This is a genomic window from Alistipes sp. DJF_B185 (assembly GCF_964250025.1).
Lineage (GTDB): Bacteria > Bacteroidota > Bacteroidia > Bacteroidales > Rikenellaceae > Alistipes > Alistipes finegoldii.
Map to the genome: position 1 here is coordinate 497,399 of NZ_CAXUDY010000001.1, position 25,652 is coordinate 523,050.

At 63.4% G+C, this 25,652-nt stretch carries 23 protein-coding genes; all 23 read left to right on the top strand.

Translation table 11 applies throughout. The annotated features are described in order from the left end of the window. The first annotated feature begins 2 nt into the window (after positions 1-2). The 23 genes from ACESTR_RS02290 to ACESTR_RS02400 all read left to right on the top strand — a co-directional run bounded on the left by ACESTR_RS02290 (position 3) and on the right by ACESTR_RS02400 (position 25,630). On the top strand, positions 3-251 hold the full coding sequence (locus ACESTR_RS02290) for a phosphopantetheine-binding protein (RefSeq protein WP_009596180.1): 249 nt from the start codon (positions 3-5) through the stop codon (positions 249-251). After that, positions 241-1,122 carry an acyltransferase gene (locus tag ACESTR_RS02295; RefSeq protein ID WP_009596156.1) on the top strand — a complete coding sequence of 294 codons (882 nt, stop codon included), beginning with the start codon at positions 241-243 and terminating at the stop codon, positions 1,120-1,122. The genes ACESTR_RS02290 and ACESTR_RS02295 overlap by 11 nt, the downstream gene beginning before the upstream one ends. After that, complete coding sequence (locus ACESTR_RS02300; RefSeq protein WP_279063185.1) at positions 1,092-2,594, top strand: B12-binding domain-containing radical SAM protein; 1,503 nt, start codon at positions 1,092-1,094, stop codon at positions 2,592-2,594. Before ACESTR_RS02295 ends, ACESTR_RS02300 begins: the two co-directional genes overlap by 31 nt. Next, complete coding sequence (locus tag ACESTR_RS02305) at positions 2,570-3,010, top strand: hydroxymyristoyl-ACP dehydratase (protein WP_195559123.1); 441 nt, start codon at positions 2,570-2,572, stop codon at positions 3,008-3,010. The genes ACESTR_RS02300 and ACESTR_RS02305 overlap by 25 nt, the downstream gene beginning before the upstream one ends. Beyond that, the gene (locus ACESTR_RS02310; protein ID WP_022044338.1) at positions 3,010-3,453 is read left to right on the top strand and encodes an acyl-CoA thioesterase; all 444 of its coding nucleotides are present in this window, start codon (positions 3,010-3,012) and stop codon (positions 3,451-3,453) included. The genes ACESTR_RS02305 and ACESTR_RS02310 overlap by 1 nt, the downstream gene beginning before the upstream one ends. Beyond that, positions 3,438-5,402 (top strand): beta-ketoacyl synthase N-terminal-like domain-containing protein, encoded by a 1,965-nt coding sequence (locus ACESTR_RS02315; protein WP_288299203.1) that lies wholly within the window; start codon positions 3,438-3,440, stop codon positions 5,400-5,402. Before ACESTR_RS02310 ends, ACESTR_RS02315 begins: the two co-directional genes overlap by 16 nt. A gap of 5 nt (positions 5,403-5,407) precedes the next feature. Beyond that, a complete protein-coding gene (locus ACESTR_RS02320; RefSeq protein WP_262906758.1) occupies positions 5,408-5,662 on the top strand; it encodes a phosphopantetheine-binding protein in 255 nt (84 codons plus the stop codon). Next, the gene (locus ACESTR_RS02325; protein ID WP_227042270.1) at positions 5,659-6,822 is read left to right on the top strand and encodes a beta-ketoacyl-[acyl-carrier-protein] synthase family protein; all 1,164 of its coding nucleotides are present in this window, start codon (positions 5,659-5,661) and stop codon (positions 6,820-6,822) included. Before ACESTR_RS02320 ends, ACESTR_RS02325 begins: the two co-directional genes overlap by 4 nt. Further along, positions 6,819-7,832: a beta-ketoacyl synthase chain length factor gene (locus ACESTR_RS02330; RefSeq protein WP_279063189.1), complete on the top strand. Its 1,014-nt coding sequence runs from the start codon at positions 6,819-6,821 to the stop codon at positions 7,830-7,832. The genes ACESTR_RS02325 and ACESTR_RS02330 overlap by 4 nt, the downstream gene beginning before the upstream one ends. Further along, positions 7,823-8,509 (top strand): polysaccharide deacetylase family protein, encoded by a 687-nt coding sequence (locus ACESTR_RS02335; RefSeq protein ID WP_014775382.1) that lies wholly within the window; start codon positions 7,823-7,825, stop codon positions 8,507-8,509. The genes ACESTR_RS02330 and ACESTR_RS02335 overlap by 10 nt, the downstream gene beginning before the upstream one ends. Beyond that, positions 8,506-9,120: a LolA family protein gene (locus ACESTR_RS02340; protein ID WP_009596193.1), complete on the top strand. Its 615-nt coding sequence runs from the start codon at positions 8,506-8,508 to the stop codon at positions 9,118-9,120. The genes ACESTR_RS02335 and ACESTR_RS02340 overlap by 4 nt, the downstream gene beginning before the upstream one ends. An 18-nt stretch (positions 9,121-9,138) precedes the next feature. Continuing rightward, positions 9,139-9,507 (top strand): (3R)-hydroxymyristoyl-ACP dehydratase, encoded by a 369-nt coding sequence (locus tag ACESTR_RS02345; RefSeq protein ID WP_014775380.1) that lies wholly within the window; start codon positions 9,139-9,141, stop codon positions 9,505-9,507. Further along, entirely contained in the window at positions 9,504-10,658 is a 1,155-nt protein-coding gene (locus tag ACESTR_RS02350; protein WP_009596164.1) for a DUF2062 domain-containing protein, read from the top strand. Before ACESTR_RS02345 ends, ACESTR_RS02350 begins: the two co-directional genes overlap by 4 nt. Next, the gene (locus ACESTR_RS02355; RefSeq protein WP_373178751.1) at positions 10,651-14,493 is read left to right on the top strand and encodes a 1-acyl-sn-glycerol-3-phosphate acyltransferase; all 3,843 of its coding nucleotides are present in this window, start codon (positions 10,651-10,653) and stop codon (positions 14,491-14,493) included. Before ACESTR_RS02350 ends, ACESTR_RS02355 begins: the two co-directional genes overlap by 8 nt. A 1-nt stretch (position 14,494) precedes the next feature. Beyond that, the gene (locus tag ACESTR_RS02360; protein ID WP_302575465.1) at positions 14,495-15,994 is read left to right on the top strand and encodes a phytoene desaturase family protein; all 1,500 of its coding nucleotides are present in this window, start codon (positions 14,495-14,497) and stop codon (positions 15,992-15,994) included. Further along, a complete protein-coding gene (locus ACESTR_RS02365) occupies positions 15,991-17,649 on the top strand; it encodes a C45 family autoproteolytic acyltransferase/hydolase (protein WP_373178753.1) in 1,659 nt (552 codons plus the stop codon). The genes ACESTR_RS02360 and ACESTR_RS02365 overlap by 4 nt, the downstream gene beginning before the upstream one ends. After that, entirely contained in the window at positions 17,646-18,953 is a 1,308-nt protein-coding gene (locus ACESTR_RS02370; RefSeq protein WP_014775375.1) for a phenylacetate--CoA ligase family protein, read from the top strand. Before ACESTR_RS02365 ends, ACESTR_RS02370 begins: the two co-directional genes overlap by 4 nt. An 11-nt stretch (positions 18,954-18,964) precedes the next feature. Next, positions 18,965-19,537, top strand: a complete 573-nt coding sequence (locus ACESTR_RS02375; RefSeq protein ID WP_014775374.1) for a hypothetical protein — start codon at positions 18,965-18,967, stop codon at positions 19,535-19,537. Positions 19,538-19,811: 274 nt separating this feature from the next. Beyond that, positions 19,812-22,019, top strand: a complete 2,208-nt coding sequence (locus tag ACESTR_RS02380; protein WP_014775373.1) for an alpha-galactosidase — start codon at positions 19,812-19,814, stop codon at positions 22,017-22,019. A 371-nt stretch (positions 22,020-22,390) separates the two neighbouring features. Continuing rightward, on the top strand, positions 22,391-22,828 hold the full coding sequence (locus ACESTR_RS02385; RefSeq protein ID WP_373178754.1) for a DUF1893 domain-containing protein: 438 nt from the start codon (positions 22,391-22,393) through the stop codon (positions 22,826-22,828). Positions 22,829-22,990: 162 nt separating this feature from the next. Next, positions 22,991-23,503: a hypothetical protein gene (locus tag ACESTR_RS02390; RefSeq protein WP_039939443.1), complete on the top strand. Its 513-nt coding sequence runs from the start codon at positions 22,991-22,993 to the stop codon at positions 23,501-23,503. Between the two features lie 11 nt (positions 23,504-23,514). Continuing rightward, complete coding sequence (locus ACESTR_RS02395; RefSeq protein ID WP_244077062.1) at positions 23,515-24,480, top strand: DUF362 domain-containing protein; 966 nt, start codon at positions 23,515-23,517, stop codon at positions 24,478-24,480. A gap of 1 nt (position 24,481) precedes the next feature. Continuing rightward, positions 24,482-25,630 (top strand): aldo/keto reductase, encoded by a 1,149-nt coding sequence (locus tag ACESTR_RS02400; protein ID WP_244077063.1) that lies wholly within the window; start codon positions 24,482-24,484, stop codon positions 25,628-25,630. Positions 25,631-25,652: the final 22 nt, after the last annotated feature.

The window sequence follows — 25,652 nt, forward strand, 5'->3', positions numbered from 1 at the left end:
CAATGACACAACAGGAACTCATCGAAAAAATCAATACCGTTTTGGCCGACGAATTCGAAGTGGAGCAGGAGGTCATCACCCCCGATGCGCCGCTGCTCGAAACGCTCGACCTCGACAGCCTCGATCTGGTGGATGTCGTGGTGCTCGTCGACAAGAATTTCGGCGTGACGCTCACGGGTCCCGACTTCAAGGAGCTGAAGACCTTTCAGGACTTCTACGACCTGATCATCAGCCGAACGAATGGCAAATAACGACAAACGGTGGAGCGGACGCTCGCGCGGCGGATCTTTCGGATACGGTTTCTTCATCTTCCTGATGAACGTGTTCGGAATACGCGCCGCGTACGCTTTCCTCTCGCTGGTAGTCGTCTACTTCATCCCTTTCGCACCCCGCGCCACGCGGGCCGTCTGGTTCTATAACCGCCGCATACTCCGTTACGGCGTCTTCCGCTCGGCGGTCAAACTCTATGCCCACTATTACGCGCTGGGGCAGACCATCATCGACCGGGTGGCCATCGGCAGCGGCATGGCGGACCGGTATAAATTCGAATTCGAGAATTACGACGCTTTCCTGCGTCTGCTCGACGGCGGGCGCGGCGCGGTGATCATCGGCGCGCACGTCGGCTGCTGGGGCACGGGGGCCGGGTTCTTCGGCGACTACGCCCGCAAAATGCACCTCGTGATGTACGACGCCGAATACCGGCGGATCAAAAACGTCATGGACAAGCACTGCAAACAGGAGGGCTACAAGGTGATCCCCGTGAACGAGGGCGGCATCGAGTCGATCCTGCGGATCAAGGAGGTGCTCGACAGCAGGGAGTACGTCTGCTTTCAGGGCGACCGCTTCGTCGAAGGCGGCGCCACGGCACCGGTGACCTTCATGGGCCGCAAGGCCCTCTTCCCGGCGGGACCCTTCGTCGTCGCCGAGAAGTTCCGGGCGCCGGCGGTATTCTACTATGCGATGCGCGAACGCGGCAGGCGTTACCGCTTCATCTTCGACATTCCGGAGACGCCGGACGGCAAAACCCCGAACGCCGTGCTCGAAAGCTACGTCCGCTCGCTCGAAGCCGTGGTGAGGCGCTATCCGCAGCAATGGTTCAATTTCTATCGGTTCTGGTCGTGAGCGCATGTAGCATATTACTCATTTCGGCAAACCGTCACACGTCGCCCTACCCCGTTTATCCGCTCGGAATTTCCTACCTGAAAACCTACCTTGAGCGCACGATAAGCGGGATACGTGTCGATACGGCCGACTGCAACCTGCTCACGGACGAAGAGCTGGCCGAACGCATCCGCACGCTCGCGCCCCGCTACATCGGGGTGTCGCTGCGCAACGTGGACGGCGCCAATTCGCTCGACCGGCGGGGGTTTCTGCCGGAGTACAAGGCGCTGATCGACGTCATACGCGCAGCCAGCGACGCACCCCTGATTATCGGCGGGGCGGGATTCTCGATCTATCCGCAGGCGTTCATGCGGGAGCTGGGGGCCGATTACGGCATTCACGGCGAGGGCGAAGGGCCGCTGGCGGAGCTGATCGGAGCCTTGGAGCGGGGCGAAACCGGGGCAGACATTCCGGCGGTCTACACCCGCGACGGCCGCACGGGAAACGGACCTATGGGAAACGGCCCTGCGGAAAACCGTCTCTCGGAAAACGAACGCACGGAAAACACACCCACGGAAAACGAACGCACCAACAGCCCCACCGGAAACGAACGCACGGGAAACGGGCGGCGCAGTTACCTGCCGGCGATCGAAGTGGAGTTCGAGCCGGAGCTGACCGGGTATTACTGGAAGCGGAGCGGCATGCTCAACATCCAGACCAAGCGGGGGTGCCCCTACGAGTGCATCTACTGTTCGTATCCTCATATCGACGGGCGGTGCGTGCGCACGATGGACCCCGAAATCATCGCCGAAAACATCCTCCGCGCCAAGCGCGATTACGGCATAAATTACCTGTTCTTCACCGACTCGGTGTTCAACATCCGTCCCGAATACAACGTCCGGCTGGCCGAAACGCTCATCCGGCGCGGGACGAACGTCGCGTGGGGCGCCTACTTCTCGCCGCGGGGCATCGACGCCGAGCAGATGCGGCTGTTCAGGGCTTCGGGCCTGACCCACATCGAATTCGGCACCGAGTCGTTCTGCGACCGGACGCTGGAAGCCTACGGCAAACGCTTCACCTTCGGCGACGTCGTGCGGGCCAGCCGGCTGGCGCTGGACAACGGCGTCTACTACGCCCACTTCCTGATTCTGGGCGGGTACGGCGACACGCGGGAGCATGTGCGCGAAACGATCGAAAATTCGCGCCGGCTGGAATACACCGTCATGTTCCCCTATGCGGGCATGCGCATCTATCCGCACACCCGGCTGGCGGAGCTGGCCGCACGCGAAGGCGTCGTCGCCCCGGACGACGACCTGCTGGCGCCGGCCTATTACATCGCCCCGGACTTCGACTTGGAAGAGGCCCGCAGCGCGGCCGCCGCGACGGGCAAGGCGTGGGTTTTCCCCGACGATCCGCAGAGCGCGCTGGTCGATACGCTGCGGCTGAAACGAAATAAAAAAGGACCTTTATGGGAGTACCTGAGAAAGCCCTGATTGCGGCGGACGAAATAGTGGAATACATTCCGCAGCGGCCGCCGATCGTCATGGCGGACGCCTTCTACGGCATCGGCGAAGACGGATGCGCCCGCAGCGGGCTGACCGTATGCGAAGACAACATCTTCGTCGAAGAGGGCGCGCTCAGCGAGTGCGGCCTGATCGAGCATATCGCCCAGTCGGCCGCCCTGCGCGCAGGCTACATGGACCGCAGCCGCGGCGAAAAGGTGCGGCTGGGATATATCGGGGCCGTGAACGACCTGAAAGTCCACGCACTGCCCCCGGTCGGCAGCCGGCTCGTCACGACGATCGCCGTCGAACAGGCGGTAATGAACGTAACCCTACTTTCGGCACGGACCGAATGCGGCGGAAAGCCCGTCGCCGAGTGCCGGATGAAAATATACATGGAAGAGTGATGGTACGCAGAAAAACAGCCGAGGCGAGTCTGGTCGGCAAGACGTCGCTGCGCGTAAGATTCAGCGAGGTGGACTCGATGCAGATCGTGTGGCACGGCGAATACGTGCGCTATTTCGAGGACGGACGCGAGGCCTTCGGGCGCGAATTCGCGGGGCTGGGCTACATGGACATCCATGCCAGCGGATACACCGCGCCGATCGTCGAACTGCAGCTGCAATACAAAAAGCCGCTGCGCGTAAACGACACGGCCGTGGTCGAGACCCGTTATATCGCCACCGAAGCGGCGAAAATATGTTTCGAATACACGATCCGCAGCGCCACCGACGGAGAAATCGTCGCCGAGGGAAGCTCGACGCAGGTGTTTCTCGACGCCCGCGGCGAGCTGCAGCTGCTCGCGCCGGAGTTCTACCGCAAATGGAAGGAGAGATGGGACGTGAAGTAGCGGTCTGGTGGGGACCCGACAGCATCCTGTCAGCGCTCGGATTCGGCACGCGGGAGAATATGGAGGCCGTGCGCGCCGGGAGGACGAATCTCTCGGTATGGCACGACGGCACGCCCGTCTGCCGGATCGACCCGGAACGGTTTGCGCAGCTGGCGGCGGAGCGGGCAGTGGCGGAATACACGCCCGCGGAACGACTGGCGCTGCTGACTCTGGGCGAGGTGATCGCCCGATCGGGCGTGTCGCCCGCGAACGAACGGACGCTCATCCTGCTCTCCACGACCAAAGGCAACATCGGCCTGCTGAACGGTGATCCGGCGAAATGCGACCTGAACGACACGGCGGAGGTCGTCGGAAAGTATTTCGGGGCAGCGAACCGGCCACTGGTGATCTCGAACGCCTGCATTTCGGGCGTGTCGGCCATCGTCGTCGCGTCGCGGCTGATCCGCAGCGGCGAGTACGACCATGTTTTCGTCGCGGGATTCGACCTGCTGTGCGATTTCATCGTCAGCGGATTCAACGCCTTCAAATCGGTAAGTCCCGCGCTCTGCCGCCCCTACGACGCGGCGCGCGACGGGCTGACGCTGGGCGAAGCCGGCGGCGCGGTGCTGCTCACGGCCGACAGAGGACTTTCGGCGACGGGCGTCACCGTGGCGGGAGGCGGCATCTCCAACGACGCGAACCACATATCGGCTCCGTCGCGCACGGGCGACGGACTCGCGTTCGCAATCGGCGCAGCGCTCCGCGAAGCGTCGCTCGGCGCCGCAGCGATCGGCATGGTCAATCCCCACGGCACGGCGACGCTCTACAACGACGAGATGGAGAGCCGGGCGCTGCATCTCGCGGGACTGTGCGGCACGCCCTGCAACTCGCTCAAACCCTATTTCGGGCATACGCTCGGCGCATCGGGCGTCATCGAAAGCATCGTCACGGTGCACGGATTGGCCGAAGGAACCGTCTTCGGCGTCAAAGGCTATGCGGAGTGCGGGGTGCCCTATCCGCTGAACATAAGCGCGGAACACCGCACGACCCGGACGGACGCCGCGCTGAAAACGGCGTCGGGATTCGGCGGCTGCAACGCCGCGGCGGTATTCCGGCGCGGGACGGGCCGGAACGCATACGGCACGGACGAGACGGGCAGCACGGACGAGAATGCCGCGGCGGAGCGAAGCGACGTTTTCGGCGGACGATACTGCGACGGAGAGAATCCCGCCCGTCAGGACGGGACAAACGGCGCCGAAACCGACCGGGACGACGCACAGAACAAACGCAGGCAGGAAACAGCCGGCGGACAACCCGGATTCACCGGAGCGGACGAGAGTAACGCCGCAGCGAACGTCGGACAGAAAGAGTGCGCCGCTGCGAACGAAAACAACGTCATAACAAACGCCGGACAGGCAGGCGGCGACGAGACCGAAGAGATACGCACCGCCCGCGACACGGCGCACGTAGCCATAACGCGGCATCCGGAGGTGCCGTTCGGCGTCTTCATCCGCGAGAGATACCGCGCGCTGGCAGACCCGAACATGAAGTTTTCGAAGATGGACGACCTCTGCAAGCTGGCCTACGTCGCATCGTGCGAACTGCTGGCCGGGCGACGGCCCGACTGCCCGGCCGAGCGGATCGGCGTGGTGCTGGCCAACCGCAGCGCATCGCTCGACAGCGACATGCGCCATCAGGCCGTCATCGACGCCGACGACGGGGGCGGGGCTTCTCCGGCGGTGTTCGTCTACACGCTCCCGAACATCATGCTGGGGCAGATCGCGATCAAGCACGGGCTGAAAGGCGAGAGCACTTTTTTTGCGTTCCCCGACAAAAGCTGTAACTTTATCCGGAAATACGCCGAAGGACTGATCGCCCAAGGACGCATGGACGCCGTCGTATGGGGCTGGTGCGAACTCTGCGGCGGGGAGTACGACTGTGAACTGACATTAACCGAAAAACTCGAATAGATACGATGGAAAATCTGGAAATGCAACTCAAACAGCAGATTATCGAAGCGCTGAATCTGGAGGAGATCACCGCCGAAGAGATCGCCACCGACGCGCCGCTGTTCGGCGAAGGACTCGGACTGGATTCGATCGACGCCCTCGAAATCACGCTCCTGCTCGAAAAACACTACGGCATCCGGCTGGCCAACCCGGCCGAAGCCAAACCGATATTCCACTCGGTCGCCACGCTGGCCGACTATATCCGTAAAAACCGCAAATGAACATAGCCGTCCGGGGCATAGGGATCATCTCGGCACTCGGCAACGGGGCCGGGGAGACGCTGGCGGCCCTGCGGGCCGGACGCAGCGGGATCGGGAAGCTGACGCTTTTCCGTTCGGCCGTCGACGTGCCCGTCGGAGAGGTCCGGCGCGACAACCGGGCGCTCGGCGAACTGCTCGGCATCCCGGCGCGCGAGACCCCTTCGCGCACGGCCCTGCTGGGGATGATCGCCGCGGCGCAGGCCGTGGCCGATGCGGCGATTCCCGCCGCGGCGCGCGTGGCACTCGTTTCGGGGACTTCGGTCGGCGGCATGGACCTCACGGAGAACTTCTACCGCGACTTCAGGTCGGACAACGGCAGAGGCCGCCTGCGCTCAGTGGCGGGGCACGACTGCGCCGACAGCACCCGCCGGATCGCGGAGTACTGCGGCATCACGGGTTACACGGCGACCGTCAGCACGGCCTGTTCGTCGGCCGCGAACACCGTCATCACCGGAGCCTTGCTGCTCGAAAACGACATGGCCGATTATGTCGTGGCCGGAGGCACCGACGCACTGTGCCGCTTCACGCTCAACGGATTCAACTCGCTCTCGATTCTCGACCCGGAGCGGTGCCGCCCGTTCGACGCCACGCGCGCAGGGCTGAATCTGGGCGAAGGGGCGGGATATGTCGTCCTTGCGCGCGAAGAACCGGGCATGCGCTCCTATTGCCGCCTTGCGGGGTACGCCAACGCCAACGACGCCCACCACCAGACCGCTTCGTCCGAGACGGGCGAGGGGGCGTACCGCGCCATGGCCGAAGCGCTGGCCCGGAGCGGGCTGGAGCGCGTGGACTACATCAACGCACACGGCACGGCGACGCCGAACAACGACCTGACCGAAGGCACCGCTCTGCGGCGGCTGTTCGGCGAGCAGGTGCCGCCGTTCAGTTCGACGAAGGGCTTCACCGGGCACGCGCTGGCCGCGGCGGGCGGCATCGAAGCCGTGCTGTCGGCGCTGGCCATCGGGCACGGACTGCGCTACGGCAATCCCGGATTCGCGGAGCCGATTCCGGAGCTGGGGCTGCGGCCCGTCGCGGAGACGGAATCCGCAGCCGTAAATTCGGTGCTGTCCAATTCGTTCGGGTTCGGCGGAAACTGTTCCTCACTGATATTCGCAAAATGAAGGCATACGTCAATTGCATAACATCGGGCGCGGAGCTGCGCAGCGACATCAAGGTCCTGATTCCCGAAATGAATCTGCGGCGGCGGATGAGCCGTGTCGTGAAGTCGGGCGTGGCCGCCGGCATCGAATCGCTGCTGGAATTCGGCGCACGGGCGCCGATTGACGCGATAATCACCGCGACGGGGCTGGGGTGCATCGCCGACAGCGAGAAATTCCTCGACGGGCTGATCGCAGGCAATGAGACGATGCTCAACCCCACGCCGTTCATCCAGTCGACCTTCAACACGGTCGGCGCGCAGATCGCCCTGCTGCGCGGACTGCACTGTTACAACACCACCTACGCCCACCGCTGGACGAGTTTCGAAAACGCGCTTACGGACGCCGCACTGCGCATCGGCGCGGGCTGGTCGCAGGCCGTGCTGGTCGGCGCATTCGACGAGACGACGCCCTCGGTCGAGAAGGTTCTGCAGCGGCTCCGCGTCGCACAGGAGGGGACGTGGGGCGAATCGTCGGTATTCTTCGTGCTGACGGCCGAGCGGTTCGACTGTTCGGTCGCCGAAATCACGGGAATCCGCATCCCGGCCGGGACTCCGGCAGCGGACGGCGGATATCCGGCGGGCGGAGAAACAAGCGGAGAAACGGACGGAGAAGAGAAGCCCCGCGCCGAAGAACCCGGCGGAAAGGCACACGAAAGAGAACCCGGCGGAAAAGCATACGCCAGAGCGACCTGCGAAAAGAGATACGAAAGAGAGAGCGGCGGGGAAAAGAACCATACGGAAAACCCCTGCGGAAAGACATCGGGAAACGAAAACGCCTGTATCGGACAAGCCGGCGCAGAAGCGTCCGAAGGCCGGGCGATACGGGCTTCGCAAACCGGCGTCAAGCCGCACTTTACAGCGATCGCCGAGGTATTCCGGCAGGCGGTCGCGGAGAACGCCGGGCATAAGATCACACTTTACAACGACTTTTCGGGCCGCACCGAATCGGCCATGGAACTGACATGTATGTAGCCGCCGTCATAATCGCCGCGGGATTCGTCCTGTTCTACTGCTCCTACCAGATACGGCTGGGGGCGTACGTCCGCACGCTGTGCCGCAACCGGGCCGCGGGACGGGTCGTCGCGCTGACGTTCGACGACGGACCGGACCCGGAGATGACGCCCCGTGTGCTGGACCTGCTCCGGGAGAGGGGCGTAAGGGCGACGTTCTTCCTCGTCGGCGCAAAGGCCGAGCGGCATCCGGAACTGGTGCGCCGCATCGCCGCCGAAGGGCACGATACAGGCATACACACTTGGGAGCACGCAGCCGGGTTCCCGATGCGGAGCAGCTGGGCGATGACGGCCGACATCCTGCGGTGCAGGGAGTCGCTCCGGCAGATCGCCGGCGTGGAGACGCACCTTTTCCGGCCGCCGTTCGGGGTCACCAACCCGATGGTGGCGCGGGCCGTGAAGCGGACGCAGAGCCGCTGCATCGGGTGGAGCGTCCGCTCGTTCGACACGCTTCTGCGCCGCAGCCGCGAAGCCGTGGCGGAGCGCATAGCCCGCCGGCTGGGCGACGGCAAGGTGATCCTGCTGCACGACGACCGTCCCGGCGCGGATCGGCTGCTAAGGCTGGTTCTCGACGACCTGAAGCGGCGCGGCTACGGCACGGCGACCGTATGCGAACTGTTTAAAATCGAAAAACCATGAAAATAACCTCCCTGCTAATTCCCTTTGCGCTGCTGTCGGCGCTGACGGCCCAAGGACAGCTGCCCGACTCGTTCCGGGAGCGGCTCGCCCAAGCCAGCCGCGATAACAAGACCATTCAGTGCGACTTCACGCAGCACCGGCAGGTGCGCCGGATGAAGGGCGAAATCGAGCTAAAAGGCCGTTTCTACTACGACAACACCAAAGCCATGGCGCTCGAATACACCGTGCCTGCGGGCGACAAAGTCATCATCCGCGACGACCGCATCATCCTCAGGACCGCCGGGCAGGTGACCGAAACCGCGACCTCGGCCAATCCCATGCTGCAGCAGGTCGCGCTGATGATCCGCGCCAGCATGACGGGCGACCTCTCGCAGTTCGGCGAGGGGTGGCAGATCGGCTACGACGAAACGGAGGGCGCGGGGACCGTACGGATGGTACCCCTGTCGCGCCGCGCCCGCAAATACATCGACTCGATCACGCTCCGCTTCGACTTGGAGAACATGACGCTCGACCGGATGGAGCTGAACGAAACCGAAGGCGGACATTCGGTCTACGAGTTCCGCGACAAACGATTCAACCTCGCGGTCGATCCCGCGAAATTCAACCCCTGACCTCCGATCCCGACTCAGATGCAGAAACTCTTCAGCGACATAGACAACTACCTCTCGGCAGAGGACCGGCTCGCGTTCCGGGTCCGGCTCGATGCGGCGCATCCGGTCTACGCAGGGCACTTCCCCGGCAACCCCGTGCTGCCGGGCGTCTGCACGCTGCAGATCGTCCGGGAGTGTCTGGAGCGCGGCACGGGACGCAGGCACCGCTTCACGGCGATCCGCGAATGCAAGTTCCTCGGCATGATCGTTCCGCAGGCGGACACTCTGCTCGACATAGACATCCGCCTCGCAGACGACGGCACGGCGGCGAAAAAAGTGACCTGCGTCGTCACGAACAACGAAAAAACGGTCCTCAAACTCAAGGCGACCGCCACCCCCAAACCATGAACGACCGGAACGACATACTGGCGGTGATCCCGACCTACAACAACGAAAAAACCGTCGCCCGCGTGATCGCCGACGTGCGCCGCTACTGCGCGCACGTGCTGGTCGTAAACGACGGCTCGACCGATTCGACGGCGCAGATACTGGCCGCCGAGGGCGTCGGGACCATCTCCTACGCCCCGAACCGCGGCAAAGGGTACGCGATACGCCGGGCACTGCGCTATGCCGAAGAACACGGCTACCGCTACATGATAACGATCGACTCGGACGGACAGCACTTCGCGTCGGACATCCCGAAGTTCGTCGAAGAGATCGAAAAGACGCCCGACGCGCTGCTGGTAGGCGCCCGGAACCTCCGCTCGGACAACATGCCGGGCAAGAACACCTTCGCCAACAAATTCTCGAACTTCTGGTTCCGCGTCGAGACCGGCATGCGGCTCGACGACACGCAGTCGGGATTCCGGCTCTATCCCGTACGGCGGATGAAGGGCATGCGGTTCCTGACGCGCCGCTACGAATTCGAAGTCGAGGTGCTGGTGCGGGCCGCATGGCGGGGAATCGCCGTGCGCAACATCCCCGTCAACGTCTTCTACCCCGAAAAGGACGAACGCGTGACGCACTTCCGGCCGGGCAAGGATTTCACGCGCATCAGCATCCTCAACACGTTCCTCGTGCTGGGCGCCCTGCTGTTCTACTATCCGTGGCGGTTCCTGCGGTCGCTCACCAAAGAGAATATCCGGCGTTTCGTGGCGGACAACATCACCCGTTCGCGGGATTCGAATCCGCAGCTGGCCGCCTCGATCGGGCTGGGAATCTTCTTCGGCATCGCCCCGCTGTGGGGCTACCAGATGATCGCGGCGGGGGTTACGGCCCACTTCACACGGCTCAACAAGGCCGTGGCGATACTCAGCTCGAACATCAGCATCCCGCCGATGATCCCCTTCATCCTCTACGGCAGCTACTGGACCGGCGCGCAGGTACTGCGGCGCGCAATGCCGCTGTCGCTGTCGGACATCACGCTCGAAAGGGCCGCCGCCGACATGTTCCAGTACGTCGTGGGCAGTTTCGTCATGGCCGCCGTATGCGCGGTCGCGGCCGCGGCGGTCAGCTACGCCCTGCTCGTCTTCTGTAAACGCACGCCCCGCCATGAATAAGTTCTTCATCGCCCTGTACGACTTCTTCGAATCCCGCCGCACGCTGCTCTATGCGCTGCTGGGAGTGCTGGTCGTGGCGATGGCCTCAGCCGCACTGCGGCTGCGGTTCAGCGAGAACATCACCGGATTCTTCCCCGACGGGGAGCGGAAGGCGGCCGCGGCGTTCTCGAACCTGAAGATCAAGGACAAGATCGCCGTGATGATAAATGCCGGCGAGGATGCGGCCGACAAGACCGACGAGATGATGGCCTGCGCCGATTCGCTGGCGGCGCGGCTCAACGCCGACACGCTCTTCAGGCGTTATGCCGAAGTCGAAGCGACCTTCGGCCGCGAACTGGCGGACGGCATGCGGTCGTTCCTGCAGGGCAACCTGCCGCTGCTGCTTTCGGAAGCGGATTACGCCCGCATGGACACGCTCGTCACCCCGCGGGGCATCGCGCAGGCGATGGAGGGCAACTACCGCCGCCTGCTGTCGCCCGTCGGGGGATTTATCGACGAATATATCTACGACGATCCGCTGGGGCTGTCGTTCGGCGCGCTGGGCAAGCTGCAGGAGCTGAACATCGGAGGCAACTACACGCTCTGCGACGACTACCTCTTCTCGAAGGACATGACCACGCTGCTGGTCTTCATATCACCGCACTACCAGAGCGGCGACACGGGCGTCGGCGACCGGCTGATCGAGCGGATCGAGTCGGCGCTGGAGGGGCTGAACGCCGAATACGCCGCCGCAGGAATCACGGCGGACTATTACGGCGGACCCGCCGTGGCGGCCTACAACGCCCGCCAGATCAAGCGCGACATGATGCTGACGCTCAACGTCGCCATCCTGATCATCGTGGCGTTCATCACCTTCTCGTTCCGCAACAAGTTCGCGGTCCTGCTGGCCCTGATTCCCGTGGCGGGCGGCGCGCTGTTCGCGCTGGCGCTCATGTCGCTGACGTGCCATACGATTTCGTCGATCGCCGTAGGTGCGGGGACCGTCGTAATGGGCATCGCGCTGAGCTATTCGATCCACATACTCTGCCATGCGAACCACTGCCACGATCCGCGGCAGATCATCCGCGATCTGGCCTATCCGCTGACCATCGGCAGCATAACGACCATCGGCGCCTTCGCGGGACTGCTCTTCACCGATTCGCAGCTGCTGCGCGACTTCGGGCTGTTCGCATCGCTGACGCTGGTCGGAACGACGCTTTTCAGTCTGGTGCTGCTTCCCCACCTGATCCGTAAGGAGAAACGCGGGGGGGGGTCCGCCGTGCTGGAACGGGTGGAGCGGCTCACGGGAATGCGTCCCGACCGGAACCGCCCGCTGGTGGCGGCGATCCTGCTGCTCACGTTCATATGTCTCTTCTTCTTCAACCGCATCGGCTTTGACAGCGACATGATGCACCTGAACTACGACCCGCCCCGGCTGGCCGCCGCGCAGCAGCGGCTGAGCAGGCTGACCGACGAAGACGGCGAACGGTCGAAGGTGCTCTTCATCACCACGGCCGACACGCCGGGCGAAGCCGTCGCGAGCTACCTGCGCATGGGCCGGCGGCTCGACTCGCTCAAACAGGCCGGGAAAATCGACTCCCACGCCGGCATCGCATCGTTCGTGGTGGACAGCGCCGAACAGCAGCGGCGGCTGGAGCGGTGGCGCCGGTTCTGGACTCCGCAGCGGCGGGAAGCGGTGCGCGCGGGGATTCGAGAGGCGGAAAAACGCTACGGTTTCGCCGACGGCGCGTTCGACGGCGCGCTGAAGCTGGCCGAAAAGGAGTACGGCCCGCTCGACTACGCATCCGCGGCGGCGCGCGAGGTATTCCGCGAGTGGATCGACGGACAGGAGAAGTCTCCCATCTTCCTGAGCCATGTGACGCTGGCTGACAGCTGCAAGCACGAGGTATACGCGGCGTTCTCGGCGACGGACGACATCGTAGCCGCCGACCGGGCGTTCTACGCCGGGAAAATGGCGCGGAGCGTGAACCGCAACTTCTACCTGATACTCTCGATCTCGTCGATACTGGTCACCGCGGCGCTGTTCCTCTGCTACGGCCGGATCGAACTGACGCTCATGTCGCTGCTGCCGATGGCCGTCGGGTGGGTCATCATCCTCGGACTGATGGCCATGCTGGGCATCGAGTTCAACATCGTGACGATCATCCTCTCGACCTTCATATTCGGCATCGGCGACGACTTCAGCATCTTCATCATGGACGGACTGCTGAGCGAATACAAAACCGGGCGCAGGATGCTCGACACGCACAAGACGGCCATCTTCTTCTCAGCCTTCACGGTCGTCGTGGGACTCGGAGCGCTGATCTTCGCGCGGCATCCGGCGCTCCATTCGCTGGCGCTGATCTCGCTCTTCGGCATCGTCGCCGTGGTGCTGGTATCCTACACCGTACAGCCCGTGCTGTTCCGGATGCTCGTCTCGTCGCAGACCGAAAAAGGCGGCGCGCCCTACACGCTGGGCAGCCTCATCAACACCCTCTACGCATTCGGACTGTTCGTGACGGGATGCCAGCTGCTGCAGGCGCTGATCTTCACGCTCTGGCCGCTGCCGATGGCGCGACGACGCAAGCAGCGCATCGTGCAGTGGTCGATCCACCACATGACGCGGGGATTCCTGCGGGCGATGGTCACCACCAAAACCATCCGCCTGAACGACACGGGCGAGACGTTCGCCGAACCGGCGGTGGTGATCGCCAACCACCAGTCGTTCATCGACATCCTCGTACTGCTGAGCATCTGCCCCAAGGCGGTGATGGTGACCAACGGCTGGGTGTGGCGTTCGCCGGTCTTCGGACGCATCGTCCGCTATCTGGGCTTCTACCACGCCGCAGACGGGTACGAACGCCTCGCTCCCGCGCTCGCGCAGAAGGTCGCAGAGGGTTACAGCGTCATCGTCTTCCCCGAAGGCACGCGCTCGGCCGACGGCAGGATCAAGCGTTTCCACAAGGGCGCCTTCTACCTCGCGGCGGAGTTAGGACTGGACATCCTGCCGATATGTCTCTACGGCAACGGCATGATCTCGTCCAAACGCCAGCCCATCTACATCAAGCACGGACTGGTCGTGAGCCGCATCCTGCCGCGCACGGCCTGCGGCGACCCCGCGGACTACTCCGCGCAGGCCAAGTCCGCATGCCGCCAGATGCGCCGCGAGTACCGCAAACTCTACGAGACCTACAACCGGCCCTGCAACCCCTATTTCCGCGACATGCTCATCAAAAGCTACACCTACAAAGGCCCCGTGCTGGAGTGGTACATGCGGGTCAAGATACGGCTGGAGAAGTGCTACACGCTCTTCGACCGCATCGTGCCGCGCGAAGGGACCGTCGTGGACCTCGGCTGCGGATACGGACCGCTGAGCTACATGCTCGCCATGCTCTCGGACCGCCGCCGCATCGTGGGCGTGGATTACGACGCGGAGAAGATCGAAACGGCGCGGCACAGTTTCCTGCGGCGGCCCGAAACGGAGTTCGTCCACGCCGACCTGCGCACGGCGGAGCTGCCCGAAGCCGATGCGTTCCTGCTGCTCGACGTACTGCACTACATGCAGCCCGAAGAGCAGCGCGGACTGATCGCACGCTGTGCGGCGCGGCTCAAGGCGGGCGGGCGGATCATCATCCGCGACGGCGACGCGGGGAAGGCCGAACGGCACAAGACCACGGCCATGACCGAAGTGTGGTCCACGAAGATCGTCGGATTCAACAAGACAGACGGCGAACTGCACTTCACCTCGACGCCGGAACTGCAGCAGACGGCCCGCAGGCTGGGGCTGGAGATCCACGCGGCGCACACGGACGCGCACACGTCGAATACGGTTTACATACTGACCCGACCGGAATAAGATGCAGGAGGAATTCGACATAATCGTCATCGGCAGCGGGCTGGGCGGACTGGAATGCGGCGTCATGCTGAGCCGCGAAGGGCTGGGCGTCTGCGTAGTCGAACAGGCGGCGGTCCCCGGCGGCTGCCTGCAGTCGTTCCGCCGCCGCGGCCATTCCATCGACACGGGGATGCACTACGTGGGCAGCATGCAGCAGGGCGGCATCATGCGCCGCTATTTCGACTATTTCGGCATCGGGGATTCGCTCGAAATACGGCCGCTCGACGAAGCGTTCGACATCGTATCGCCGGGCGGAGCCGGAGAGTTCGCCTACATGCACGGCTACGACGAGTTCCGGCGGCACCTGACCTCCCTCTTCCCGCGCGAGGCGGCGGGAATCGCCCGCTACTGCGACAAAATCAGGGAGATAGGAGACAGCATAGGCGTCGAAGTGCACCGTTCGGGACGGCTGTCGTCCGGCGGGGTGAAATACCTCGGCGCATCGGCGGCGGAGTTCATCGGCGAATGCGTCGCCGACCCGCTGCTGCGCAGCGTTCTGGCCGGGACCAACCCCCTCTACGGCGGCGTGCGGGAGCGTTCGCCGCTCTACCACCACGCCATGATAAACCATTCGAACATCGAAGGCGCCTGCCGTTTCGCCGGCGGGACGCAGCATATCGCCGACGCGCTGGCGGCCAGAATCCGCGAGCACGGCGGCACGATCCTCACCGGATGCCGGGCAAGCGCGCTCCACACCGAAGGCAGGCGCATCACGGGCGTGGAACTCGCCGACGGCAGGATACTGCAGGCGAAGAGCGTCATTTCGGCCATCCATCCCGCGGCGACGTTCGGCCTGATCGGGCCGACGCCGGTTCTGCGCCGCGCGTTCCGCGACCGGATGGCCGGCATGCCGGGCACGTACGGCCTTTTCTCGGTGTATCTGCTGCTCAGGCCGCAAAGTTTTCCCTATATCAACCGCAACCTCTATTATTACGCCGAGGGCGGAGACGTCTGGGATACGCTCTTCGACACGGAGGCCATGCGCCCGAAAATGGTATTGTTCAGCGCACAGCCGCCGTGCGCCGATCCGGCATGGAGCGAGGTGGTGACGCTGATGGCCCCGATCGCCACCGACATCTGGTCGGCATGGAGCGGATCGGCGCCGGGCCGCCGTCCCGAAGCGTATACGGCCCTGAAAACGGCCGTCGCGGAGCATCTGACGGACTTCGTCTGCGAGCGGCTGCCCGGCCTGCGGGCGGCGATCGAACAGACGTACGCGGCCACGCCCCTCACCTACCGGCATTACACCGGAATCCCCCACGGGGCTGCCTACGGCCTGCAGAAAGACTGCCGCAACGTCATGGCGACCTGCATTCCCGTACGGACGAAATTCGAAAACCTGCTGCTCACGGGGCAGAACCTGACGGTTCACGGCGCGATCGGGGTAACGCTCTCGGCGGCGGCGACCTGCGCCGAGCTGCTGGGCACGGAATATCTGGCTAAAAAAATAGGCGACGCATGAAACGATTTCTCAAATACACGCTCATCACGCTCCTTGCGCTTCCGCTGCTGGCGGCGGCGTTCCTCTGGGGACTCTACCTCACGGCCGACATGGAGCCGCCCGCGATGACCGTAGACACGGCGGCCTACCGCGTCGCGGACCACGGCGGCTACACCTCGTGCCGCGGAAGTTTCCTGCGCCATAACAGATACGGTCTCTGGGAGCTTTACACGGCCGGGTCGCCCGAAGAGTCGGGAGCGGCGGCGGGAGCGCTCACGGCCGGGCTGATGCGCTATCAGGAGCAGGTTTTCGTGGACCAGATCCGCGAATTCATCCCTTCGGACGGTTACCTGAAGTTCCTGCGGGGCCTGATCGTGATCTTCAACCGCAATCTGGGACGGCACGTCCCCGAAGAGTACCGGCGCGAGATATACGCCCGGTCGCTCTACTGCTCGCACGACTTCGACGCCATAGGCACCCCTTACGAGCGTCAGCTCAACTACCATGCGGCGCACGACATCGGGCACGCCATGAGCCAGTACATGCTCGTCGGGTGCAGTTCGTTCGCGGCATGGGGCGGCATGAGCGCCGACGGGGAGCTGGTGGTCGGCCGCAATTTCGACTTCTACATGGGCGACGACTTCGCCCGCCACAAAATCGTCACCTTCTGCCGTCCGCAGGCCGGGCACCCTTTCGTCAGCATCGGCTGGGCCGGGATGATCGGCGTACTGTCGGGCATGAACGACAAGGGGCTGACCGTGACGATCAACGCCGCCAAAGGTCCCGTTCCGCTCTCGGCGGCGACCCCGATTTCGATCCTCGCGCGCGAAATCCTGCAGCATGCGGCCACGATCGGCGAAGCCCTCGAAATCGCCCGCCGCCGCGACACCTTCGTCAGCGAATCGCTGCTCATCGCATCGGCGCGCGACGGAAGGGCCGCGATCATCGAGAAGACGCCCCGCAAGACCGCCCTGTACGAAAGCGGCGGCGAATACCTCCTCTGCACGAACCATTACCAGTCGGCCGAACTGGCCGGCGACGAACACAACCTCGAAAACCTCGCCCGAACGGACAGCCCCTGCCGCTTCGCACGGCTGGAGGAGCTGACGGCGGCAAACGCGCCGCTCACACCTCAGGCGGCCGTGGCCATGCTGCGCGACCAGCGGGGCGAAGGCGGCGCGGACATCGGCGTCGGAAACGACTGCTCGGTCAACCAGTCGATCGCCCACCACTCGGTGGTATTCCGGCCCTCGGCGTTGAAAATGTGGGTTTCGACCTCGCCGTGGCAGGGCGGCGCCTATATCTGCTACGATCTGGGAGCCGTCATGCGCGATCCCGATCCGGCCGGAGAGCTTTGCGACGCGGCGCAGGAGATAGCCGCCGACACGGCCTACCTCGCGCACGACTATCCGCGCGTGGTGGCATACAGGCGGCTGGGCGGAGAAATCCGCAAAGCCATGCGGGAAGAGACCGCCGCCGACGCCGCGACGCTCGACCGTTTCGAACGGACCAATCCGCAGAATTTCCACACATGGAAACTGCTGGGAGAATACTACCGCTCGCAGGGCGACGACGTCCGGGCGGCGCAATGCTTCGACAAGGCGCTGCAGAGCGGAATCCCGCGCACCGACGAGCGGGAAGCGGTTGAAAGACTAAAATCGGAATGTAAGCCATGATAAGAAATCCGGAAATACAATTCGCATCGGCGGATGCGATCGCCGCGTTCCAGCAGGAACGCCTGCGCGAAGAGATCGCCTATCTGTACGAAAATTCACCCTACTACCGGCGCATGTTCGACCACTGCGGCGCGCGTCCGGGCGACATCCGCACGCAGGAGGACCTGCGGCGGCTGCCGGTGACCACCAAGACCGACCTGCAGCTCCACCCGCAGGATTTCATCTGCGTACCCCGCAGCCGCATCATCGACTACGTGACCACTTCGGGAACGCTCGGCGACCCGGTGACGTTCGCCCTCACGGAGGAGGACCTCGACCGGCTGGCCTACAACGAAGCCGAATCCTTCACCACGGCGGGATGCACGCCGGAGGACGTGCTGCAGCTGATGACCACCATCGACCGCCGCTTCATGGCGGGGCTGGCCTATTTTCTGGGCGCGCGGAAGCTCCGGTGCGGCGTGATCCGCGTCGGGAACGGCATTCCCGAACTGCAGTGGGACACCATACGGCGCATCGGCCCCACGGGCTGCATCGTCGTGCCGTCGTTCCTGACAAAACTGGTCGCCTATGCCGAGGAGCACGGCATCGACTACCGCCGCTCGTCGCTGCGCCGTGCGATCTGCATCGGCGAAGCGCTGCGCGACACCGCCTTCGGCAACAACACGCTGGGGGCCAAGATTACCGAGCTGTGGCCTGAACTGGAGCTCTTCTCGACCTACGCTTCGACCGAGATGCAGACCTCGATCACCGAGTGCGGGCACCATTGCGGCGGCCACGTGCCGGCCGACCTGATTCTGGTGGAGCTGCTCGACGAGCAGAACAACCCCGTCGCCGAAGGCGAGGAGGGAGAGGTCGTCATTACGACGCTCGGCGTGCGGGGCATGCCGCTGCTGCGCTTCCGCACGGGCGACATCTGCATCGGATACACGGAGCGGTGCGCCTGCGGACGCGGCACGATGCGGCTTTCGTCGGTCATCGGCCGAAAGGGGCAGATGATCAAGTTCAAGGGCACGACGCTCTATCCGCCCGCGCTGTACGACATACTGGAGAACATTCCGGGCGTGAGCAACTACATCATCGAGGTCTTCACGGGCAGTCTGGGCACCGACCAGATCGTGCTGCGCATCGGCAGCGCGCGCCGCGACGAAGCTTTCGAAAAGGAGATAAAGGACACGTTCCGCTCGAAAGTGCGCGTCGCCCCGGAGGTGGTTTTCGAACCCGTGGAGTACATTGCGAAAAAACAGATGCCCCAGATTAGCCGGAAACAAATTAAATTCGTAGATTTACGCGAACAAACCAAATAAAAAATCCGACAATGAAAAAGTTACTGGCCATGGCATTGTGCCTCGTCGCAGTCAGCGGCTACGCCCAGAAGGGAAAAGAGAAGATCGCAGCCGATTTCTACGGCGTGGATTACAGCTGCGTCAACGTCAAAGGCGCCGACGAGGAACCGGGCGCCTTCATCAAGGCGTTCGAAGCCATCAACAGGCTCTTCCTGAGCGAACCGAAGAAATACGACGTGGCAGGGTTCACCGGCATCGACATCCTCTCGACCGGCGTAGAGCAGGCCAACGAATCGCTCGGCGCACTGGCCGCAGAGCAGTTCACGCCCCGCAGCGCAGCAACCGACTGGCAGACGCAGCTGCCGCAGATCGTCGCCCGCTACGACAACGGTTCGGGCAACAAGGGGCTGGTGCTGGTCGCCACGACGCTCGACAAGGGCAACGGTCTGGGCTACTACACCGCAGTGCTGTTCGATCCCGCGACGCACGAGATAATCACCCAGATGGACATGGTCGGCAAGCCCGGCGGCTTCGGCCTGCGCAACTACTGGGCAGGTTCGGTTTACAACGCCCTCAAAAAACAGGGAAAATACCTGACCAAGTAGGAGAGGTCCCGTCCTGAAACGATCCCTGCACGTTTCCGTGCAGGGATTTTTCATTGCCCGGCGGAAAGGAACCGCGCACGCCGTGCACGGCGGACCATTGGAATTCGATACGAAACAGCGGAAGAGTTCCGGTCGGGCCGGAAGTTTCACAACGAAAGATTATGCGGCGGTTTTTTGACCGCAACGCAATTTTTTTCGTAACTTTATCCCCACACAACGAAAATGCGCTGTACGCGTGTGCACGCATTATCCTAAACGTAACCGACTCAAACCTATGAAAAAACTGCTGAAACCGCTCTTCACGGCCCTGTTCGCGGGCATGGTCTGCACCGGCGCCAAGGCCGCCGAACCGCAGGTCATCAACATCCGGACCAACGACCTTTCGATGGTCATGAGCGTCGCTCCGAACGGCGAAGTGCTGTTCCACCACTTCGGAGGACGCATCGACGACGCATCGCCCGCCGCAGGCATCAAAAGCTACCGCCGCACGGACCACGGCACCGACAACCTCGCCTACTCGACGATGGGCGGCCGCAACTTCCGCGAACCCGCGCTGCGCGTGACCCACGCCGACGGGGACATGAACACCGAACTGCGTTACGTGTCGCACGCCACGCGCACGCTGGCCGACAAGAACGTCAGCGAAACGGTCGTCAAACTCACCGACACCAATCAGGCGCTGGACGTCGAACTGGTCTATACGGCCTATGCCAAAGAGAACGTCATCACGACCCACACCGTGATCCGCAACCGCGAAAAGGGCGACGCCGTACTGCACGCCTTCTATTCGTCGTCGCTGCCCGTAAAGGCGCGCAGCTACCTGCTGACCCACCTCTACGGCTCATGGGCGCGCGAGAGCCAGACCGACCACACGCTGCTCACCCACGGCTCGAAGAGCATCGAGTCGCGCAAGCTGGTGCGCACGACGCACACCGAGAACCCGGCCTTCATGGTCACGCTCGACAGCGAAGCCTTCGACGAGAACTACGGCGAGGTGATCGCCGGCGCGCTGGCATGGAGCGGCAACTTCCGGCTCAACTTCGAGGTCGATGAATTCAACGTGCTCAACATCCTCGCGGGAGTCAACCCCTACGCTTCGGATTACACGCTCGCCAAGGGCGAATCGTTCACCACGCCCGAAATGGTCTACACCTACAGCTTCGAGGGCGCAGGCGGCGCGAGCCGCAGCCTGCACGACTGGGCGCGCAACTACGGCGTATGGCACGGCCATACGTACGCCCCGACGCTGCTCAACAGCTGGGAGGGCGCCTACTTCACGTTCGACGCCAAGACCCTGACGGACATGATCGACGACGCGGCGGACATGGGACTGGAAATGTTCGTGCTGGACGACGGATGGTTCGGCAACAAATATCCGCGCAACGATGCGAACGCCGGACTCGGCGACTGGCAGATCAACGCAAAAAAACTCCCCGAAGGCATCGACTACATCGCTTCGCACGCACACCGCAAAGGGCTGAAATTCGGCATCTGGATCGAGCCGGAGATGGTCAACCCCAAGAGCGAACTGGCCGAGAAACATCCTGACTGGATCGTCAGGTCGGGCGACCGCGAAATGCCCCGGATGCGCAACCAGTGGCTGCTGGACCTGACCAACCCCAAGGTGCAGGACTTCGTATTCTCGGTATTCGACAACACGATGAAGCTCTCGCCCAACATCGACTACATCAAATGGGACGCCAACCGCCATGCGGAGAACGCCGGATCGGAATTCCTGCCCAAAGACAGGCAGTCGCACTTCTGGATCGACTATGTGCAGGGATTCTACAAGGTCATGGAGCGCATCCGCGCCAAATATCCCGACGTGCTGATCCAAGCCTGCGCTTCGGGCGGCGGCCGCGTGGAGTACGGCGCGATGAAGTACTTCAACGAGGTGTGGACCAGCGACAACACCGAAGCGCTTTCGCGCGCCCGCATCCAGTACGGCACCAGCCTGTTCTACCCGGCGACGGTCATGGGCTCGCACGTCTCGGCCACGCCCAACCACCAGACCAGCAACATCACGCCGATCAAATTCCGCTTCGACATGGCCTGCGCGGGCCGTCTGGGCATGGAGTTGCAGCCCAAGCAGATGAACGCCGAGGAGAAGGCCTTCGCGCGCAAAGCCATCGAAAGCTACAAGGGATACCGCGACATCGTCATGGAGGGCGACCTCTACCGCATCGGCACGCCTTACGACGATACGGGCTACTACGGGGTGATGTACGTATCGAAAGACAAGAAAAAAGCCGTGCTGTTCACCTACTGCACCCTCTACCAGAGCCGCACGCTGGTTCCGAAATACCGGCTTTACGGACTCGACGCGCAGACCCGCTACAAGATCAGGGAGCAGAACGTCGATAAGAAACGGTTCTGGTTCGACGGCGGCACCTTCACCGGCGAATACCTCAACCATGCGGGCATCAACCCCAATCTGAACAAAATTTACGACAGCGCCGTATTCGTGCTCGAAGCCGAATAGCGCTCCCCGAAGGGGAGAAGCGCCTGCTCCGGAAAGCCTGCGGCCCTGTTATGGCCGCAGGCTTTTTCGTCGCCCGGCAAAGGGCCGGAGAAGCGGACGGCACAAGCGGGAAAAAACGGCGGGGACGGGACCGGATGGCGAAAGCGAAACCGGACGGCAGAAACGGGATCGGACGGCAGAAGCGGGATCGGACGGCAGAAGCGGGCGGAAAAAACACCCCTTCTGCGGCCGCCGGCGTACGATTCCGTAAAAATGGTATGACGAACCGTAATCGGGGTAGCCGGCAATAACGCGAAATCGAATATCTTTGCAATGTGGAATTACGGGCGGACCGCAAAAAGCGGTGCGGACCCGAAAAAACGGCATACGCTATGACGAAGGAACAGAAGGAGCAGACGATCGGACTGCTGTTCGCCGAGAAGTGTTCGTGCGTCGTCCGCAACGGGGACGAGGTGCGGATTTTCCGCGAACGGGGCGTGAAGGACCTCTACAGGCTGCTGCGCGAGGAGCCGCAGCTGCTCGACGGGGCTTTCGTGGCCGACAAGGTGGTCGGCAAAGGCGCGGCGGCGCTGATGATTCTGGGCGGCGTGGATGAGCTTTTCGCCGACGTGGTGAGCCGTGCGGCCCTCGACCTGCTCGCCGCCGCGGGAAAAGCGGTCGCCTACACGGTCGCCGTGCCCCATATCATCAACCGTGCGGACGACGGGATATGTCCCGTGGAGCGGCTCTGCGCCGAGGCGCAGACGGCCGGGGAGTGTCTGCCGCTGATCGAAGGATTCATCCGCAAAATGCAGGAGCGAAACGAATAGATGGGGTTCGCCACTGCCCGGCACGGGGATTTTCCGCTGGCGCAGCGACGGGATCGACGCCGGAACCCGATGCCCCGGACGACGCTCTTCGGGGGCGTGAACCTCGATTTTCAAAACCGCACGAAAAGCACTGTTTTTGAATATGAACAAACAAAAGACAAAATGGAAACAACGGCTGTAAAACTCTATTCGCTCGATTACCGCGATGCGAAAACCTACCTCGCGGCGGCACTCTTCGTCGCGGGCAACATCCTCCTGCCCCAAATCTGCCACTCGGTGCCACAGGGCGGACTGCGGTGGCTGCCGATCTACTTCTTCACGCTCGTCGGAGCCTACAAATACGGCTGGCGCGTGGGCCTGCTGACCGCCGTGCTGTCGCCGCTGGTCAACTCCGCGCTGTTCGGAATGCCCGCCGCGGCGGCATTGCCGGCGATTCTGCTCAAGTCCGTACTGCTGGCCGCAGCCGCCGGATTCGCCGCACGGCGGTTCGGGCGCGCTACGCTGCCGCTGCTGGCGGGCGTGGTGCTCTTCTACCAGACGGTGGGTGCGCTGGGCGAATGGGCCTTCACGGGTTCGGCGACGGCCGCCGTGCAGGATTTCCGCATCGGGATTCCCGGCATGCTCGCGCAGGCGGCGGGCGGTTACCTGATTATCAACTATCTGTTACGCAAATAAATCCAATCGACATGATCAATAGAATGTATGTGATCACACTGCTGTCGGTCCTGCCTTTCACGGCATGCGGGTCGGCTCAGGGCGGCGGCGAAAAGACCGAAACCCCCAAAGTATACTTCATCCGCGAGATTACGCCGCAGAACATGGTGCGCATCTACGAAGCGCTGGAACGTCCCGCGACGGGAAAGGTCGCCGTCAAGCTCTCGACGGGCGAACCGGGCGGGCACAATTACCTCAAACCGGAGCTGATAAAGGAGATCGTGACCCAAGTCGGCGGCACGATCGTCGAGTGCAACACCGCCTACGGCGGCGGACGCGCACGCACGCAGGATCACCTGAAGGCCGCCGCCGACCACGGTTTCACGGCCATCGCCCCGGTGGACATCATGGACGCCGACGGAGAGGTGAGCCTGCCGGTGAAAGGCGGAAAACACCTGAAAGAGAACTTCGTCGGCTCGCACTACCCCCGCTACGATTTCACGGTCGTGCTGTCGCACTTCAAGGGGCATGCGATGGGCGGCTTCGGCGGTGCAGTCAAGAACATCTCGATCGGCATCGCGTCGTCGGCCGGGAAAGCGTGGATACACTCGGCGGGCAAGACCAAAAACGCCGCCGAAATGTGGAGCGACCTCCCGGCGCAGGACGATTTTCTGGAGTCGATGGCCGAGTCGGCCAAGTCGGTCGCCGACCACTGCGGCGACAGGATTCTCTACATCAGCGTGATGAACAACCTCTCGGTGGACTGCGACTGCGACGCCCATCCCGAAGAGCCGAAGATGGGCGACATCGGCATCCTCGCCTCGCTCGATCCCGTAGCGCTGGACAAGGCGTGCGTCGATCTGGTGTACGCATCGCCCGATCCGGGGAAATCGCACCTGATCGAGCGCATGGAGTCGCGCCACGGCATTCACACGCTCGAACACGCCGAAGCCATAGGGCTGGGTTCGCAGCAGTACCGACTCGTGGAACTGAAATAGCATGGAGTACAGGACACTGGGCCGCACGGGACTGCGCGTCAGCGCCGTGGCGCTGGGCTGCGAGGGATTTATGAACCGGCCGGAGGAAGAGGTGCGGGCCGACTTCGACTTCGCAATCGAAAACGGGATCAACTTCCTCGACCTCTACGCTTCGAACCCCGAACTGCGCAGCAGCATCGGCGCGGCACTGGCCCGGCGGCGCGAAGGGTTCGTCATACAGGGGCACCTCTGCTCGGTGTGGGAAGAGGGGCAGTATCTCCGCACGCGCGATCCGGAGAAGGCGCAGGCCGCATTCGACGACCTGCTCGCGCGGCTGGGGACGGATTACGTCGATATAGGCATGATCCACTACGTCGATGCCGAGGCCGACCTGCGGAAGGTATTGGACGGGCCGATCCTGCAACTGGCACTGCGGCTCCGGTCGGAGGGGCGCATCCGCCATATCGGCATCAGCAGCCACAACCCCGCCGTAGCGCGGCAGGCCGCGGAAACCGGACTGATCGACGTGCTGATGTTCTCGCTCAATCCCTGTTACGACCTGCTGCCGCCGAGCGACGACGTGGACACGCTCTGGGCCGACGAAAGCTATGCGCAGGAGCTGCACAACATCGACCCCGAACGCCAGCGGCTCTACGAATTCTGCGAACGCGAAGGCGTGGCGATCGACGTGATGAAGGCGTACGGCGGCGGGGACCTGCTGAGCGGGACCAACTCGCCGTTCGGGAAGCCGATGACACCGGTGCAGTGCATCGAATACGCCCTGACGCGCCCCGGCGTGGCGGCCGTGATGGCCGGATGCCGCAGCCGGACCGAAATCGAGGCGGCGCTCGCATGGTGTACGGCGACAGCCGCCCAGCGCGACTACACGCAGGCGTTGACCGGACTCGGCCGGTTCTCGTGGGAAGGACACTGCATGTACTGCGGCCACTGCGCCCCCTGCACGGCGGGGATCGACATCGCAAGCGTGAACAAATACTACAACCTGACGCTGGCGCAGGACGAAGTGCCCGAAACCGTGCGCGAACATTACAGCCTGCTGGCGCACCACGCTTCGGAGTGCATCGCCTGCGGCCGCTGCCAGAGCAACTGCCCGTTCGGAGTCGATATCATCGGACATATGCGGCTGGCGGCCGCGAAATTCGGGTACTGATCCGCATTCTGGGGGAGGAGCG

Excerpts from the sequence above, each read along its gene's own strand:
- ACESTR_RS02400 (WP_244077063.1), top strand. The coding sequence starts at position 24,482 with ATGGAGTACAGGACACTGGGCCGCACGGGACTGCGCGTCAGCGCCGTG.
- ACESTR_RS02335 (WP_014775382.1), top strand. The coding sequence starts at position 7,823 with ATGTATGTAGCCGCCGTCATAATCGCCGCGGGATTCGTCCTGTTCTAC.
- ACESTR_RS02320 (WP_262906758.1), top strand. The coding sequence starts at position 5,408 with ATGGAAAATCTGGAAATGCAACTCAAACAGCAGATTATCGAAGCGCTG.
- ACESTR_RS02315 (WP_288299203.1), top strand. The coding sequence starts at position 3,438 with ATGGGACGTGAAGTAGCGGTCTGGTGGGGACCCGACAGCATCCTGTCA.
- ACESTR_RS02300 (WP_279063185.1), top strand. The coding sequence starts at position 1,092 with ATGGTTCAATTTCTATCGGTTCTGGTCGTGAGCGCATGTAGCATATTA.
- ACESTR_RS02330 (WP_279063189.1), top strand. The coding sequence starts at position 6,819 with ATGAAGGCATACGTCAATTGCATAACATCGGGCGCGGAGCTGCGCAGC.
- ACESTR_RS02325 (WP_227042270.1), top strand. The coding sequence starts at position 5,659 with ATGAACATAGCCGTCCGGGGCATAGGGATCATCTCGGCACTCGGCAAC.
- ACESTR_RS02310 (WP_022044338.1), top strand. The coding sequence starts at position 3,010 with ATGGTACGCAGAAAAACAGCCGAGGCGAGTCTGGTCGGCAAGACGTCG.
- ACESTR_RS02350 (WP_009596164.1), top strand. The coding sequence starts at position 9,504 with ATGAACGACCGGAACGACATACTGGCGGTGATCCCGACCTACAACAAC.
- ACESTR_RS02390 (WP_039939443.1), top strand. The coding sequence starts at position 22,991 with ATGGAAACAACGGCTGTAAAACTCTATTCGCTCGATTACCGCGATGCG.
- ACESTR_RS02385 (WP_373178754.1), top strand. The coding sequence starts at position 22,391 with ATGACGAAGGAACAGAAGGAGCAGACGATCGGACTGCTGTTCGCCGAG.
- ACESTR_RS02340 (WP_009596193.1), top strand. The coding sequence starts at position 8,506 with ATGAAAATAACCTCCCTGCTAATTCCCTTTGCGCTGCTGTCGGCGCTG.
- ACESTR_RS02295 (WP_009596156.1), top strand. The coding sequence starts at position 241 with ATGGCAAATAACGACAAACGGTGGAGCGGACGCTCGCGCGGCGGATCT.
- ACESTR_RS02355 (WP_373178751.1), top strand. The coding sequence starts at position 10,651 with ATGAATAAGTTCTTCATCGCCCTGTACGACTTCTTCGAATCCCGCCGC.
- ACESTR_RS02290 (WP_009596180.1), top strand. The coding sequence starts at position 3 with ATGACACAACAGGAACTCATCGAAAAAATCAATACCGTTTTGGCCGAC.
- ACESTR_RS02360 (WP_302575465.1), top strand. The coding sequence starts at position 14,495 with ATGCAGGAGGAATTCGACATAATCGTCATCGGCAGCGGGCTGGGCGGA.
- ACESTR_RS02365 (WP_373178753.1), top strand. The coding sequence starts at position 15,991 with ATGAAACGATTTCTCAAATACACGCTCATCACGCTCCTTGCGCTTCCG.
- ACESTR_RS02370 (WP_014775375.1), top strand. The coding sequence starts at position 17,646 with ATGATAAGAAATCCGGAAATACAATTCGCATCGGCGGATGCGATCGCC.
- ACESTR_RS02305 (WP_195559123.1), top strand. The coding sequence starts at position 2,570 with ATGGGAGTACCTGAGAAAGCCCTGATTGCGGCGGACGAAATAGTGGAA.
- ACESTR_RS02345 (WP_014775380.1), top strand. The coding sequence starts at position 9,139 with ATGCAGAAACTCTTCAGCGACATAGACAACTACCTCTCGGCAGAGGAC.
- ACESTR_RS02380 (WP_014775373.1), top strand. The coding sequence starts at position 19,812 with ATGAAAAAACTGCTGAAACCGCTCTTCACGGCCCTGTTCGCGGGCATG.
- ACESTR_RS02375 (WP_014775374.1), top strand. The coding sequence starts at position 18,965 with ATGAAAAAGTTACTGGCCATGGCATTGTGCCTCGTCGCAGTCAGCGGC.
- ACESTR_RS02395 (WP_244077062.1), top strand. The coding sequence starts at position 23,515 with ATGATCAATAGAATGTATGTGATCACACTGCTGTCGGTCCTGCCTTTC.